Consider the following 14994-nt stretch of genomic DNA (forward strand, 5'->3'; position numbering starts at 1 on the left):
GATGCTGGTATCATACATGTTATGAAGTACCTCGCCTGCATCCTGCTGCTGCTCATACTCCCCGCATGCAGCCTCACCCTACCCGGTGTGGCCGAGGCTCCTGCGCTGACTCCGCCACCCAGCGAGCGCCCCTCACTCCCCCGACCGCCGCGCCCCCCCACGCCCACCCCACCCCAGCCGACGCTCGCGCCTACCCCCACCCTCGCCCCGCTCAGCCTCGCTGAACGCCGCCGGATCTTCGTGCAGGTCTGGGAGACGGTGCGCGATCACTATCTCTATGCCGATTATAACGGTGCGGATTGGCAGGCGGTCTATACCGAATTTTCGCCCCAGGTTGAGGCGAGTACCAACCCCGAAACCTTCTACCTCCTCATGGAGTTGATGATCGAGCGGCTTGATGATGACCACTCGCGCTACGAGTCACCCCAGGAGGTCGCTGCGCAACAGGCCGAGTTCTCCGGGACGCTGCGCTATGGCGGGATTGGGGCCGAGATCCGCGATGTGGATGAGGGCGGCTTGGTAACGTCGGTGGTGCCGGGTGGCCCGGCGGATCGCGCTGGGATTATGCCCCACGATCTGATTATCGCGGTTGATGGGGTGGATTACCAGGATAGCGCCGCCTTTGGCCCCGGTGGCCCGATCAGCCAGGTGCGCGGCGAACCCGGTACGCCGGTACGCCTCGGTATCCGCTCGCCCAATCAGCCGCTCCGCGAGGTGCTGGTGGTACGCGAGGTGATAGACCTCGATGCCTTTAATCGGGTGAGTGCCCGCCGCCTCGCGGGTAGTTCGGTCGGCCTGTTGAGCATTCCTAGCTTCTATGTGGAAGGGGTGGATCATCAGGTGCGCCACGCAGTTGCGGATCTGCTTCAGGATGGCCCGCTGAGTGGCTTGATCATTGATGTGCGCACCAATGGCGGCGGCTATGTTCACCTGATGCGCAATACCATCGCCCTCTTCCATGATGGTGGGCTGATCGGCAGTACCAGCGGGCGTACCAGTAGCGAGGAGCAGCGTATCCCCAGCGGCAAGCTGATCCCCGATCTGCAAGCGATACCGATTATCGTGTTGGTGAGTGAGGAGACCAATAGCGCCGCCGAGATGTTCGCCGCTGGAATGCAGGTGCTTGGCCGCGCCCAGGTTGTCGGTACCCCCAGCGCGGGCAATACCGAGAACCTCTATAGCTACGACTTCGCCGATGGTTCTCGGTTACTGCTGGCCGAGGTCGCCTATTACCTCCCCGATGGTACCCCGATTGAGGGCCAGGGTGTGCAACCCGACCGCATGGTTGTTGCTGAGTGGTGGCGTTATTTGCCCGAAGATGACCCCCAGATTCAGGCTGCGCTCGAACAACTCCAACATCCGTAGTAAGTCAAACGTGCTATACTTGGAGCAGCGTGTCGTAGACACTCCCAATCTCCATATATAGGAAAAGACTATGAGTACCCGACGTATCTTTCGCATAGACAACAGTGAAGATAAAAAGACTCTCAAAATGCAGTGCCGCCCAGTCAAATTGCCCGACCCCAATTTGAAGCAGTTGGTGGCCGACATGTTTGAGACCATGCGCAAGGCTCATGGGGTTGGTCTGGCGGCACCCCAAGTGGGCTTGCCCATTCAACTCTGCATTGTTGAGATCCCCGCCGAGATCGAGCAACTTGATGATGGTACCGAAGTTGAGGTTGCTCCCGCCGAACAGTATGTGCTGATTAACCCGCGCATCGTCAAGACCAGTGGCGATGAGATCATGCGCGACGAGGGGTGCCTCAGTTTACCCGGTTGGTACGGGATGGTTCCGCGCCACAGTTGGGTCACCGTTGAGTACCAGGAGCCTAACGGCAAGGTGCGCCGCTTGCGCAAGGCCGATGGTTTGCTGGGTTGGGCGATCCAGCACGAGGTTGATCACCTCCACGGTGTCCTCTTTACCGAGCGTATCCGCGATCTTTCCACCCTGCGTGATGTGAGTAAGCAGCCCGATGAGTTGGTGGCGGCGTAGGATAGGTGGATCTTTGTGTGGTGGCGTTTGCTGGCTGCACCGCCAAATGCCACCACACATTGGGGTTTGGGGCTGCGCCCCAAGGAATCATCCCGGCAGGTACAACGTAAAGATACTCCCCTCACCATAGCGACTCTGCACCTGAATTATGCCCCCTAACATCTCGGCGAGGCGTTGCGAGAGGTGTAACCCAAGCCCCGTGCCCTCACGTTGGCGCACCTCGGCAGAGTTGACTCGCCCAAACTCCACAAAGAGCAACGGCAGATCGGCTTCGCGAATCCCAATTCCCGTATCTACCACGCTGATCGCCACCTGATGATTCGTATTGGGGAGGGATAACTCGATCCGTACCGCACCGTGATCGGTAAACTTGATCGCATTACTCACCAGATTGAGCATGATCTGATTCAAGGCGCGCCGGTCGGTGTGGAGGATCTGCGCCGCTTGCGGTGCGATCAGACCCAACTCCAATCCCTTTTGTTCGGCCATCGGGCGTAAATGCTCGATCACCTCGTTCAGTACCTCTTGACAATTGACCGACTCCGAATGTATTTCAAGGCGTCCAGATTCGATCTTGGCCATATCCAAAATATCATTGATCATACTGAGCAAATGGCGCGAACTACGCTGAATGGTGTTTAATTGGCGCTCCTGATCAAATGTGAGCGGGCCAGGCAGTTTCATCAGCAGCGTACCAGTAAAGCCCATGATGGCATTCAGCGGCGTGCGCAGTTCGTGGCTCATATTGGCCAGAAACATATCCTTTGCCTGATTGGCCCGCTCCAACTCGGCAGTGCGCACGGCTACTCGTTGCTCCAACTCACTATTCAGCAATGCCAGATCGCGCTCAACTTGGCAGCGCGCCTGTTCAGATACTGCCTGCGCATGGCCAAAGCGTAACAATACCACAGCAAAGATCATCAACAAGATTGCTGCGAGACTCAAAAAGAACGTAAATACCTGATCAATCCGGATTGAAAAATCACGAAATTTACCCCGTACATCTTCATCTAAGCCATTAGCTTCCAATTCCAATTCGTGAAAACTGAGCAAAAGTGCGATTGTTTCACGTGGCGAGGGCTGCTCAGCCATATTCCATCGTTCAAGAGAGCGATAAAAACGTTCTTCTTTCATCTCATACGCAGCCAGAGCTTCTCCACTTGCATCAAGATTGATTGCATGGGTTCGGATCTGGGTGAGTGCCTGGGCGATCAACACATAGCCCTGCTCACGATTAAAGGGTAGCATCGGATCGCCCGCCATGGTGAACTGCACAAAACCTTCGGAGAGATCAATCCGTGCCTGCCGCAGGGTGTCAAGCTCACGCACGATGTCATAAAAAGAGCGCCGCTGTTCAAGATGCAACGCAACAATCACCCCGCAGATCATGATCGCGAGGAGTACTGTCATCCACGCCATTGGTTGGTTGCGCAAAGCGGCTAGTGGAGGTGTTGCGGGTGTCATTGTGTAAGAACCTCCTGGGTGGTGATTGCACCAGGCAGCTCAGCCTCTGTAAAACCAAATGGAGCAATGATCTGAAGATGATCACGGCTATTGATCAACGTATCCATGGCCCGATTCCACGCCGTTCGTAAGGCGCGATCTTCTTGGCGGAAGGCAAAACCACCATAACCTAAGCCATCCGTATGTGCTGGATCGGGTTGCACAAAGGGCGTCGCTACCTCAAGTTGGGGGACATACTCATACTTGACGAGCCAGCGGAGTGTGGGGGCTGAGATTGCAAAAGCGTCGGCCAGATCGCTCTCCACCGCCACCCGCGCAGTCGGAATATCGGGCGCACGGATTAGGCGCTCCGGTGCCAACCCGATCTGTTGCAACATGCGCTGTTCAATCGAGCTATCAAGCACAGCCACCCGAATCCCTGCCGTCTGCACCACCTGTTCATACGTATGCAGGTTGTGGGGATTGCCAATACGCACCAACAAACCCTGTTGGACATGAAAGGTGGGTTCGGAGAAGGCGACCCACCTGGCCCGTTCCGGCGTGATAAACATCCCCGCTGCGATCACATCAAAGCGCCCGTTGCGCAGATCGGGGATGAGTTGATCAAACTCGGTCTGTATCCAGGTGATCTGGCTAATCCCCATGCGCTCCACCACCGCACGGGCCACCTCCGGTGACTCGCCCGTGACGCGACGATTCTCACGGGTAAAGGCAAACGGAGCCTCAACTGCATAGCCAATGCGAATGCGATCTGCACGCTGGATGTTCTCAAATGACCGATCACGCGCCACAAAGAGGCCAACTAGGATGGCCAAAAGAGCCAAGCCTAGCCAAAAAGTGATTCTATTACGACGTTGTTGGTGTGTGATCATGCTTGCCACGACTCGTTATATCTAACTAGATACGATCTATTGTACTACCCCTATAGGCACACCATACAGGCGAACCAACCGTACCGCGCCCCTCGCCACACCCCATGCACAGGGTGTCACGTAACGTTTTGCAGCAACGCATTACTCAGTAAGGAACATGGAGGGGCGCGTCGCGACGCGCCCCTACGCACGCATGGACGGTTCCGTGCAAAACGTTACGTGACACCCCCATGCACAACTCTTATACTTCATGCCAAAGCCAGTGTGCTATACTAGATTTGGCGACATGATCAAGTTGTGCATCATCACGTCAATTCCGCTCCATCCAACCATCCGCTGTGATCGGGATTGAATGAACCAATGGCAAGCTATCGCGTCCCGGCTTCCCTGGGAATACATGTCGGCTTGCCTCACGAGGGAACTGATTATGAGACTTGAGCGCTTCACCGAGAAGGCGCAGGATGCGTTCCAGGCCGCCCAGGAGATCATGCAGGAGCAGCACCATACCCAACTCGATGTTGAGCATGTCTTCCTCGCTATGCTCCGCCAACGCGATGGCCTTACCATCCGTACAATGCAGCGTCTGAACCTTGATCCTGAGGTGGTGGCTTCACGGGTCGAGCGTGAGTTGGAGAAGTCGCCCAAGGTCTATGGGCAATATGGCTTCGGCAATCAGGTCTATGTCACGCCCCGTACCCAACGCCTTGTCAAACGTGCCGAAGAAGAGGCCAACCGACTAGGCGATCAGTATGTGGGGATTGATCATCTCTTGATCGCCTTGGCCGGTGAGCGCGAGGGCGCTTCGGCGCGCATCCTCAATACCTTCAATGTGGATCAAGAACGCATCTACCAGATGCTTATGGAGATCCGTGGCTCGCAACGTTCGGATGATCCCGGTGCTGAAGGGCGCTATGAGATTCTCGAAAAGTATAGTACCGACCTGACCGAAATGGCCAAGCAGGGCCAGCTCGATCCGGTGATTGGGCGCGAGCCGGAGATTAGCCGCGTGATCCGTATTCTCTCGCGGCGTAGTAAGAATAATCCGGTGCTCGTCGGCGAGACTGGCGTGGGTAAAACGGCAATTGCCGAGGGTTTGGCGCAGCGCATGAGTACCGGTGATGTGCCGCCAACTCTGCGCGACCGTAAACTACTGGCGCTCGATCTGGCCGGGATGGTCGCAGGCTCCAAGTTTCGGGGCGAGTTTGAAGAACGCCTCAAGGCGGTGATGGACGAGGTGCGCAGCGCGAAGGGCAAGGTCATCCTCTTTATTGATGAGTTGCATACGGTGGTCGGCGCGGGCGCAGCCGCTGGTAGTATTGATGCCTCGAATATGCTCAAACCGGCGCTCTCACGCGGCGATATTCAGGTGGTCGGGGCCACGACGATTGATGAGTACCGCAAACATATCGAGAAGGACGCTGCTCTCGAACGCCGCTTCAGTCCGGTCTTTGTGGAAGAGCCGGATGTCGAGATGACGATTGAGATGCTCAAGGGGTTGCGCCGCCGCTATGAGGAACATCACCAACTCACGATCAGCGATGATGCTCTGCACGCGGCTGCTCATCTCTCTAGCCGCTATATCAACGACCGCTTCCTCCCCGATAAGGCGATTGACCTGATTGATGAGGCCAGCGCTAAGCTGCGCATCGAGATCTTCGCCATGCCCAAGGATCTCAAGGAACAGGAGATCGCGCTCAAGAAGCTCCAGCAGGAAGAGGAAGAGGCCGGTGCGCGCCGCGATTATGAGCATGCAGCAGTTCTGCGCGCCCGCTTCTTGACTATGAACCAGCAGTTTGAGCACGAACGTGAGGCATGGCTCAAGTCGGCCAATCTCGATGAGGTGGTTGATGATGAGGATGTGGCCCAGATCGTTGCGAGTTGGACGGGTGTGCCGGTGAGCCGGATGCTCGAAACTGAGCGCGAGAAACTGATTGATATGGAGACGCGCCTCCACGAGCGTGTCATCGGCCAGCACGAGGCGATTGTGTCGCTCTCCGATGCGATCCGCCGCGCTCGGAGTGGCCTGCGTGACCCGCGTCGCCCGATTGGCAGCTTCATCTTTGTTGGCCCCACCGGGGTCGGTAAGACCGAGTTGGCCAAGGCGCTCGCTGAGTTCATGTTCGACAGCGAAGACGCGATGACTCGCGTGGATATGAGCGAGTTCCAGGAGCGCCACACGGTCAGCCGCCTGATCGGTGCGCCCCCCGGCTATGTCGGTTATGACGAGGGTGGCCAGATCACCGAGCAGATCCGTCGCCGCCCCTACCAGGTGGTGCTCTTCGATGAGATCGAAAAGGCCCACCCCGATGTCTTCAATGCCCTGCTTCAGGTGCTTGATGATGGCCGCCTGACTGATGGCCAGGGTCGCACGGTTGATTTCCGTAATACCGTCATCATCATGACCAGCAATGCCGGTACTGAACACCTGCGCAGTTCGGGTATCGGCTTCTCTACCATCAACCGCGACCACAAGGCGGTTGATATCAAAGAAGCGCGCCGTAAGGTGGACGAGGCGTTGCGCCAGGTCTTCCGCCCGGAGTTCCTCAATCGCGTGGATGAGATTGTTCTGTTCCATGAACTCGGCTTTGAGGATCTGACCCGGATTGTTGATCTCCAAGTGAATGATCTGGCTAACCGGCTGCGTGATCAAAAGATCGCGCTCACCCTCACCCAAGCCGCCCGTGAGTATCTGGTCAGCGAGGGCTATAACCCGATCTATGGTGCGCGACCATTGCGTCGCACAGTACAGCGGCTTTTGGAGACCCCGATCTCGCACGAGTTACTACGCGGCATCTTCAAAGAGGGCGATACAATCCATGTCGATCTGGAGAATGGCCAACTTGCATTCCTACGGGGAGGGGTGTTGGCGATTGAGAGCAAACATCCAGCCGAACCGTTAGGTGCATGAGCTTGGATCAGGGGTCACAATGCCCGATGAGTCCAGTAGAATGTGACACCTATGCCCACGCCGCTGAATACCATGCCGTTTGCATCGTCCAACCACCCGAACCGCCGCCTCCGCGAAGCCCTGGTGGGTTGTGGAGATTTCTTCGCCGCCGCACGGCGTCAGGCTGACCCACTCCCCACGCTGCGCGATCTGGCGGCGGATTGGTTACACGCCGAACAGCTTGAGATCATTGTTCCTGCCGGGACAGGCAGCCTACATACCGGCGAGCCAGGGGTGTTGTCTGGTCCCATCCTGATTGGGCGGCGCGTCATCGGGCGGATCGAGGTGCGCCGCTCACTCCCTTATACCGAGGATGACCAGGCACTTCTCGTCGCACTGGGCCAGATCATCGGGGCCGCCCTCGAATTTTCTGCCCAACAGGGGCAACTCGATCAGTACTACCACCAGTCGCAGGCCCATGCCGATACGCTCGACCGCTTGCTCGGTTTTGGCCGTTTAGTGGTGAGCGCCACCAGCAACCCCCGTCAACTGGCCCTCGAACTGGTGGTTCAGGTGCCCCACATGGTCACCGGCGAGCGTGCCGGGTTGTTGTTGCTGCCCGTGGATGACCCGGATGGCCCGATCCTGGCGTTGAGTAACGGTACCTTTAGCAGCACCGAGCGTGCGCGTGATGTGCGGGACCACGGGTTGGCCGGGTTGGTGTTGGGGTCGCGGGTACCCATGATTATTGACGAGACTGACACCGATGCGCGCTGGTTGGCCATCCGCGACCGTGAACAGGACGCGCCGACCCGTTGTGCCATGGCTGTCCCGCTGGTGTGGGGCCAGCGCCTGCTGGGCGCACTCACCGTCACTACCACCCAATCGCGCCTCTTCGGCCCACCGCAACTCAATCTGCTCGAACTGGCCGCCTGCCATATTTCGCTGGCCGTCCATGCCGCCAATAGCGATGCCTATTTGGCCCAGGCAATGTGCACCATGAGCGATCTGTTGCACGAGCTTGATCTGGCGATGGCCGAGGTGAGTAGCGCCGATCCCGCCGCCCTCAGTCGCCTTCAGGCCATCCAGCAGCGGCTGGCGTTGCAGCAACGTACCATCCACGAGGCGATTTAGGGGAAATCCCGGTTTTGACGCCAAGACGCAAAGGCGCAAAGTCTTCAAGGATATGCCCCCATCAAAACCTTTGCGTCCTTGCGCCTTTGCGTCAACATGAGGTTGCTGTTTCCTCCAAGTTTGAACGGTTGCGATTTGGGGTACAATACCGGGCATAGCAGCAGGGGAGTGGCTAATCAACCATGAACAACACACCAAACAGCCCCGATGTGGCCGAGGTCTTAGAGGCGTTGCGCGCCGAGGTGCGTGCCGCACATGCCAACACGCAGAAGAGCGATCATCACAGTGGCATTGAGCGCGAACTGGCCCATTGCGCCGAGGAGATCGAGATCGCCCGCGTGGTGAGCGCCCATTGGCCACTCGAAGGCCGCAATGCCTACGAGCGCGGCTGGGCGATGATCAACAAGGTGGTGCGACGCTACCTGCGCTGGTACATCAACCCGATTGTCGAGCAGCAGAACTCCTTCAACGATGCCAGTGCGCGCGCTATTCGCCAGTTGATCGCCGCCAACAGCGAATTACGTGCCCAGGTCGCCGAACTGCGCAGCCAACTCGCCCCCACCAAGCAAACTGAGGAATCATGACTGCCAAGCGCATCCTGATTGCCGCCACCCAGGTGCCGTTTGTGCGCGGTGGGGCGGAGTATTTGGTCGAAGGGCTGCGTGATGCCCTGCGTGAACGTGGCCATACGGTTGATGTGGTTGCTCTGCCCTTCCAGTGGAACCCGGTCGAGCGCATCCCCGAACATGCGCTGGCATGGCGCATGCTCGACATCAGCCATGTGAACGGCGAGCCGGTGGATCTGGTGATTGCCACCAAGTTTCCCTCCTACATGATCCGCCACCCGCACAAGGTGGCATGGCTGGTGCATCAGCACCGCCAAGCCTACGACTGGTACGGGACGGCGCTGAGCGACTTCAGCAACACCCCCGCCCACCGCCAAGTGCGCGAGGCGATCTTCCAGATGGACCGACGTGGCCTGGGGGAATGTCGGGAACGCTACACGATCTCGCGCAATGTCAGCGGGCGGTTGCGGCGCTTTAATGGCCTAGAGAGTACGCCCCTCTACCCACCCAGCCGCTACGCCCAGAGCCTGCGTGTGGGGCCATATGGCGACTACATCCTCTCCTCGGCGCGCCTCGACCGCGCCAAGCGTCTCGATCTGCTCCTGCATGCCCTGGCTCACACCGACGCTCCACTGCGTGCCATCTTCGCCGGTACTGGCCCCGACCGTACACGGCTTGAGGCCATCGCCGCCGATCTGGGGCTGGGCGAGCGGGTACGTTTTCTCGGCTTCGTGAGCGATGCCGAACTGATCGATCTCTATGCCAACGCCCGTGCCGTCTTCTACGCCCCGCTGGACGAGGACTACGGCTTTGCCACCGTCGAAGCCTTCGGCGCGGCACGCCCGGTCATCACCGCCGATGACTCCGGTGGGGTCTTGGAGTTTGTGGTTGATGGTGAAAACGGCCTCGTCACCCGCCCAGAGCCAGCCGCCCTCGCCGCCAGCATCGCCGCGCTCGCCCACGATCCGGCGCGAGCCGAGGCACTGGGCCGGGCGGGGCAACCCTTGGTGGCCGCGATTACCTGGGAGAAGGTTGTGCATGCATTGGTGCGGGATCGCTGATCCCGTTCTACATGTAACTGTTCACACTTGGCGTAACCAGAAGCCTTGTGTTGACGCAAAGGCGCAATGACACAAAGGTTGTGATTGGAGCCTATCTTGAAGGCTTTGCGCCTTGGTGTCTTTGCGTCAAAACCAGGATGTTAGGTAACTGTTCACACTTGGGGTAAAGGAAGCTTCTGATTGACGCAAAGGCGCAAAGACGCAAAGATTTTGTTGAAGGCTTTGCGCCTTTGCGTCTTTGCGTCAAAACCGGAATGCTAGGAGAACTGTGAACAGTTACGATGTTAGCAGAACTGTGAATAGTTGTATCTACATAAGGAACCCCTATGTCTATCGTGATTGTCGGCGGCGGTGCGATTGGCCTGCTCGTCGCTGGGCGCCTGAGCCACGCCGGAGTGCAGCCCACAACCCTGTTGGCACGTCCGAGTAGTATGGCCGCACTGGCCACCCAATCACTCAGCATCACCCAGCAGGGCCAGACCACCCGCCTCCCAGGGTTGCGCGTCGTCGCCGACCCCGCCGCGTGTGCCCAGCCCGATCTGGCCATTCTGTGCGTCAAGGGCTACGACACCCCCGGCGCAGTGGCTACGCTCCAGGCGCTTAACCCCAGCCAAATCCTCACCCTCCAGAACGGCATCGGCAACGAAGAGATCCTCATTGACGCCTTCGGTGCTGCGCGGGTGATCTCCGGGGCCATCACCACCTCAGTTGATCTGCTCAACCCGACCACGATCAGCGTCACCAAAGCGGGCGGCATCGGTTTAGCCCCGACCGCACCGGGTGGGAGCGTGCAACTCTGGGCCAAAGCGCTGGCAGGCGCGGGGTTTCGGATCGCCACCTACCCCAACCATCGCTCACTCAAGTGGTCCAAGGCACTCCTCAACATGCTCGGCAACGCCAGCGCCGCCATCCTCGGCATGAGCGTCGCCGAGGTCTACGCCGACTCTCGCCTGATTGCGTTGGAGCGCCGCGCCTACCGCGAAGCTCTCGCGGTGATGCAGCGCATTGGGGCCAGCCCGATCAACCTGCCGAGCTACCCGGCGGCCTCCCTCTCATTCGCCATGACCTGGCTGCCCCGTCCATTACTCTTCCCCATCCTGCGCAAAGTCGTCGCGGGGGGGCGCGGCGGCAAAGCCCCCTCGCTGCTCCGCGATCTGCGCGCCGGGCGCTCGCGCTCAGAGGGCGAGTTCCTCTACGGAGCCATCGCCGCCACCGCCGCTCAGCAGGGCATCGCCGCGCCGGTGAATGCCGGATTGTGGCGGGTATTGGGCGGCATCGCAGCCGGCATGATCCCCTGGGAAGAATACCGAGGCCGCCCGGAGAAGTTGTTGATGGCGGTGGAACGATCTTAGACAGGGTGCGTAGCAATGGGTCACATTGCCGCCGGATGCCCTCACCCCCAGCCCCTCTCCCGCGAGCGGGAGAGGGGAGATTCTGCACAGAGATGTGTTCGATTCCCCCTCTCCTGTGGGCGAAGCCCACGGGAGAGGGGGCTAGGGGGTGAGGGCCATGCGGCGGCGAACTGCCACGTGGCTACGAACCATGTCTAAAAAAGTGACACCCTTTGAGGGGGTGAGGGCCAATCATCCCGGCACGCGCCGCAACCGCGCCACCAACTCACTCAACGCAATCGCGGTGGCCCCCCACACCTTCTGGCCCGCGAGTGCAAAATAGGGTACCCGCACCGGGACACCCTGCATCTGCCACTCCTCGACCACCACTGTGGCGGGGTCGAGCAACTGATCGAGCGCCACCGTAAACGCCAGTTCCACCTCACCGGGATGCGGCTGGAGGGTGGGGGCTTGGGCACACAACCCCACCACCGGGGTGAGCATAAAGTTGCTGGGGGGAATATAGAAACTGCTCAAACACCCCAGCACCTCCACCATCCCCGGATCAATCCCCAACTCCTCGTGCGCCTCGCGCAGCGCCGCCGCCTCGGCACTCGCATCGCCGGGATCAATCGCCCCACCGGGGAGCGAAACCTGACCCCGATGGGTCGGCAAGTGGCTGGTGCGCAGCGTCAGCGGCAGGTGCAGGTGGTCATCCTGGGGAAAGAGGAGGATCAACGCCGCCGCCCGACGCGGCACGACATGGGGCGGAGCCGCCATCTGCCGCGCAATCTGGCCATCCACGTCACGCGGCAACAGCAAATCAGCGAGCGTCACCGCCGCCTGCGCGGCCATCGCCCGCCGCAGCCAAGCGGCTTGAATCTGCCAAGACATCATGGGCGCGGAAAGGTATGCTCGGCAGCAGGCACAAACTCCGCCGCAGCATCCTCGTAAATCATATGGGTAATCCGCACCTGCTGATCATCAATCGCGATCAGATTGCAGGAATTCTTGCCATGCTCACTACCATGGCCACGCTGCGAGGTACTGGTACCACTCTGACAGAGCAGCGTCCCCCGGCGCAGGGCAGGGTTGATATCGCGAGTATGGTTGAGCGCAAAGAAATGCAGATGGCCACTGAGCAGCAGATCCACCCCACATGCATCGAGCAACTGCATCGCCGCATCCGCCCCCTGCATTGTGCGATCACGCTTGCTCCCCGGCGGTGTCACCAGCGGATGGTGCCAGACCACCACCTTATAGGTCTCCGCGCCATAGCCAGCGAGAATATGCCGCAGCGTGTGCGCCTGTGCGCGACTGAGGCGCCCGCCATCAAACGTGAGGCCGTGGGCCGTATTGGCCCCCACCACCACCACCCCCGGCAACTCACACACCGGGTTCAGATCGCGGCTAATATGGCGCCGGTAGCGCCCCATCGGGTTGAACAGGCGCAGGTGCAGGTTGAAGAGCGGCACATCATGGTTGCCCGCCACCACCAACTGGGGCGTCGGCAGCGCCGCACGCAACTCCTTCGCCGCCCGCCACTGGCTGGCAAAATCGGCGCGCTGCACAAAATCGCCCGAAATCACTACCAGATCCGGCTTTAGGCGTTGGGCCTGCGCCGCCAGATGCTGCGCGACCTGCGGGAGGAAGGGTGGCCCGGTATGAAGATCGGAGATGTGCAGAATCCGCTGGGCCACAGAGCTTTACTCCTCGGTTGTGGCAGCCACCACTGCGGGCGACTTGGCCTTCTCAACCGCTAACGTCACAAGGGCACGCCCAATCAGCACAACCTCCACCACAGCGGCGGTGACAAGGCCGTAGCGTAGGATGGCAAGCATGATCTCCATAGATAATCTCCGTTAAACAGGTCGTTCGATGCCTCGCATTGTAGCACAGTAGGGGCGAAGCTTCGCCTCTCCGTAACTGTTCACACTTGGGGTAAACAAAGCCTCTGGTTGACGCAAAGGCGCTAAGACGCAAAGGTTGTGATTGGAGCCTCACTTGAAATCTTTGCGCCTTGGCGTCTTTGCGTCAAAATCGGGATGCCAGGAGAAGTGTGAACACTTACGCCTCTCCAACGGATCACCGCCGCTTATGCCGCAGCGCATACATAATCCCGGCTTGAAGCGTCCCTGGTGTGCGCAACCCACTCAGGTCGGCCCCGATCCCGATCAGCGTCTGGGCCACTTCGGGGCCAATACCAGTGAGCAGCACTTCAGCGCCGAGCAACTTAACTGCTTGGGCAGCTTGGAGCAGCGCATTGGCAACCTGCGAATCAACCACCGGCAGGCCGGTAATATCGAGGATCGCCAACTGGGCTTGGTGTCTACTCACCCCATCGAGGAGTGTCTCCATAACCTGAGTAGCGCGGGCGCTATCAATCGAGCCGATCAGCGGCATAATCACGATATCGTCATCGAGCGGGATGAGCGGCGTATTCAACTCACGCAGGGCCGCCTGCTGCGCGGCGATGATCTCCTGCTGGAGGTTCTCACGGTCGCGCTCGGCACGCTTCAGATCGGTCACATCGGTTGAGAGACCACAGATCGCGTATGGTTGGTGATCACCATCATAGAGTGGAAACTGCACACTAATGAACTCGCGTGCCTCACCATTGATAGAGAAGGTGTTGGGAAAGTGCATCGGCTGACCGCTAGCAAAGAGCTGTCGGTCACTCTCGCGCCAACTCGCAACCAGATCAGCGGGGAAGAGTTCGTCTTCTGTACGCCCAATCAGATCCTCGACCGTGCGCCCCATCACCGCTGCGTAGGTCGTATTGACCAGAATCAGACGATTATTGGGATCTTTGACATAGATGACCGTCGGTGAATTGTTGACGATCCCTTCCAGAATCCGCCGCGTCTCGGCATAGCTCGCCTCGGCCTGCACCCGGTCGGTGATGTCGGTCGCCACACCGCCGAGGGCAATAGGCGTTCCCGTGATGTCATAGAGCGGGAAACGCATATTATCGTAGTGACGGGCCGCGTCACCTTCGCCAAGGATCTCCTGATTGGCAACCAGAACGCCGCCCTGGATGGTGTCATGGACATTCTGTTGCCACATAGCGGCGATCTCGGCTGGGAAGAGATCGCTCAATGCACAGCCTTCAAAGTCGCTGGGAACCTTGCCCCAATTAGCGGCAAAGCTGGTGTTGGTAAAGGCGATGTGCCCATCTGCGCGGGTAATATAGATCGCCGCAGGTAGGTTGTTGAGTACCTGGCGTAGCATATGCCCGTACTCTTCACTCGTGTTCAAGCGTTGTTGTAACTCAGCGACATGATGCCGTAGAAGATCGAGTTCGCTCTGGTCTTCCGGTTGTTGATGATCAGACACGGGCTTCTCCCCTCATCATGAGCTATCGTTTGCCCATTCTCGACCATATCAACTCTATTGTAAATGAGATTTGCAACCACAACAAGACTGGCCGCACCTGTTATGGTACGGCCAGTCTTATGGTGGCGGGGAGGGAGGGATTCGAACCCTCGGTAGGATTGCTCCTACAGCGGTTTAGCAAACCGCCGCACTAGGCCACTATGCGACCTCCCCATAGATTGTAGACCGACAGATGTTGGTGGCGGAGGAGGTGGGATTCGAACCCACGGGCCTTGTTGAAGGGCCAGTCGTTTTCAAGACGACCGCATTCGACCGCTCTGCCACCCCTCCAACGATTGCCCTGAGAACTG

At 59.1% G+C, this 14994-nt stretch carries 13 protein-coding genes and 2 tRNA genes; 7 read left to right on the forward strand and 8 right to left on the reverse strand.

Annotation, left to right across the window (positions count from 1 at the left end; genetic code table 11):
* Positions 1–21: 21 nt before the first annotated feature.
* Complete coding sequence (locus tag EKD03_RS11055) at positions 22–1365, forward strand: S41 family peptidase (protein WP_129630542.1); 1344 nt, start codon at positions 22–24, stop codon at positions 1363–1365.
* 70 nt (positions 1366–1435) lie between these two features.
* Positions 1436–1993, forward strand: a complete 558-nt coding sequence (def, locus tag EKD03_RS11060) for a peptide deformylase (RefSeq protein WP_129630545.1) — start codon at positions 1436–1438, stop codon at positions 1991–1993.
* Positions 1994–2080: 87 nt separating this feature from the next.
* On the opposite strand, the gene EKD03_RS11065 is transcribed toward def, so the two are convergent.
* The gene (locus EKD03_RS11065; protein WP_129630547.1) at positions 2081–3457 is read right to left on the reverse strand and encodes a sensor histidine kinase; all 1377 of its coding nucleotides are present in this window, start codon (positions 3455–3457) and stop codon (positions 2081–2083) included.
* On the reverse strand, positions 3454–4329 hold the full coding sequence (gene ehuB, locus EKD03_RS11070) for an ectoine/hydroxyectoine ABC transporter substrate-binding protein EhuB (protein ID WP_129630549.1): 876 nt from the start codon (positions 4327–4329) through the stop codon (positions 3454–3456). Before ehuB ends, EKD03_RS11065 begins: the two co-directional genes overlap by 4 nt.
* 427 nt (positions 4330–4756) lie before the next feature.
* Here ehuB and EKD03_RS11075 point away from each other — a divergent pair, with 427 nt between their 5' ends.
* The 5 genes from EKD03_RS11075 (at position 4757) to EKD03_RS11095 (ending at position 11329) form a co-directional block, all read left to right on the forward strand.
* The gene (locus tag EKD03_RS11075) at positions 4757–7237 is read left to right on the forward strand and encodes an ATP-dependent Clp protease ATP-binding subunit (protein ID WP_129630551.1); all 2481 of its coding nucleotides are present in this window, start codon (positions 4757–4759) and stop codon (positions 7235–7237) included.
* Positions 7238–7288: 51 nt separating this feature from the next.
* The gene (locus EKD03_RS11080) at positions 7289–8350 is read left to right on the forward strand and encodes a GAF domain-containing protein (protein WP_238613492.1); all 1062 of its coding nucleotides are present in this window, start codon (positions 7289–7291) and stop codon (positions 8348–8350) included.
* A gap of 182 nt (positions 8351–8532) precedes the next feature.
* Positions 8533–8934: a hypothetical protein gene (locus EKD03_RS11085; RefSeq protein WP_129630555.1), complete on the forward strand. Its 402-nt coding sequence runs from the start codon at positions 8533–8535 to the stop codon at positions 8932–8934.
* On the forward strand, positions 8931–9977 hold the full coding sequence (locus EKD03_RS11090) for a glycosyltransferase family 4 protein (RefSeq protein ID WP_129630557.1): 1047 nt from the start codon (positions 8931–8933) through the stop codon (positions 9975–9977). The genes EKD03_RS11085 and EKD03_RS11090 overlap by 4 nt, the downstream gene beginning before the upstream one ends.
* 326 nt (positions 9978–10303) lie before the next feature.
* Entirely contained in the window at positions 10304–11329 is a 1026-nt protein-coding gene (locus EKD03_RS11095) for a ketopantoate reductase family protein (protein WP_129630559.1), read from the forward strand.
* Between the two features lie 231 nt (positions 11330–11560).
* Here EKD03_RS11095 and EKD03_RS11100 read toward each other — a convergent pair whose 3' ends face one another.
* The 6 genes from EKD03_RS11100 to EKD03_RS11120 all read right to left on the reverse strand — a co-directional run bounded on the left by EKD03_RS11100 (position 11561) and on the right by EKD03_RS11120 (position 14974).
* Entirely contained in the window at positions 11561–12205 is a 645-nt protein-coding gene (locus EKD03_RS11100) for an NUDIX hydrolase (protein ID WP_129630561.1), read from the reverse strand.
* The gene (locus tag EKD03_RS11105; protein ID WP_129630563.1) at positions 12202–13008 is read right to left on the reverse strand and encodes a metallophosphoesterase family protein; all 807 of its coding nucleotides are present in this window, start codon (positions 13006–13008) and stop codon (positions 12202–12204) included. The genes EKD03_RS11100 and EKD03_RS11105 overlap by 4 nt, the downstream gene beginning before the upstream one ends.
* A gap of 6 nt (positions 13009–13014) precedes the next feature.
* On the reverse strand, positions 13015–13158 hold the full coding sequence (locus EKD03_RS18425; protein WP_161569245.1) for a hypothetical protein: 144 nt from the start codon (positions 13156–13158) through the stop codon (positions 13015–13017).
* A gap of 235 nt (positions 13159–13393) precedes the next feature.
* On the reverse strand, positions 13394–14644 hold the full coding sequence (locus EKD03_RS11110; RefSeq protein ID WP_129630565.1) for a PAS domain-containing protein: 1251 nt from the start codon (positions 14642–14644) through the stop codon (positions 13394–13396).
* A 123-nt stretch (positions 14645–14767) separates the two neighbouring features.
* Positions 14768–14857 (reverse strand) — tRNA-Ser (locus EKD03_RS11115).
* Between the two features lie 26 nt (positions 14858–14883).
* Positions 14884–14974 (reverse strand) — tRNA-Ser (locus tag EKD03_RS11120).
* Between the last annotated feature and the right edge of the window lie 20 nt (positions 14975–14994).

Origin of the sequence: Candidatus Oscillochloris fontis, assembly GCF_004138135.1 — a bacterium.
GTDB lineage: Bacteria > Chloroflexota > Chloroflexia > Chloroflexales > Chloroflexaceae > Oscillochloris > Oscillochloris fontis.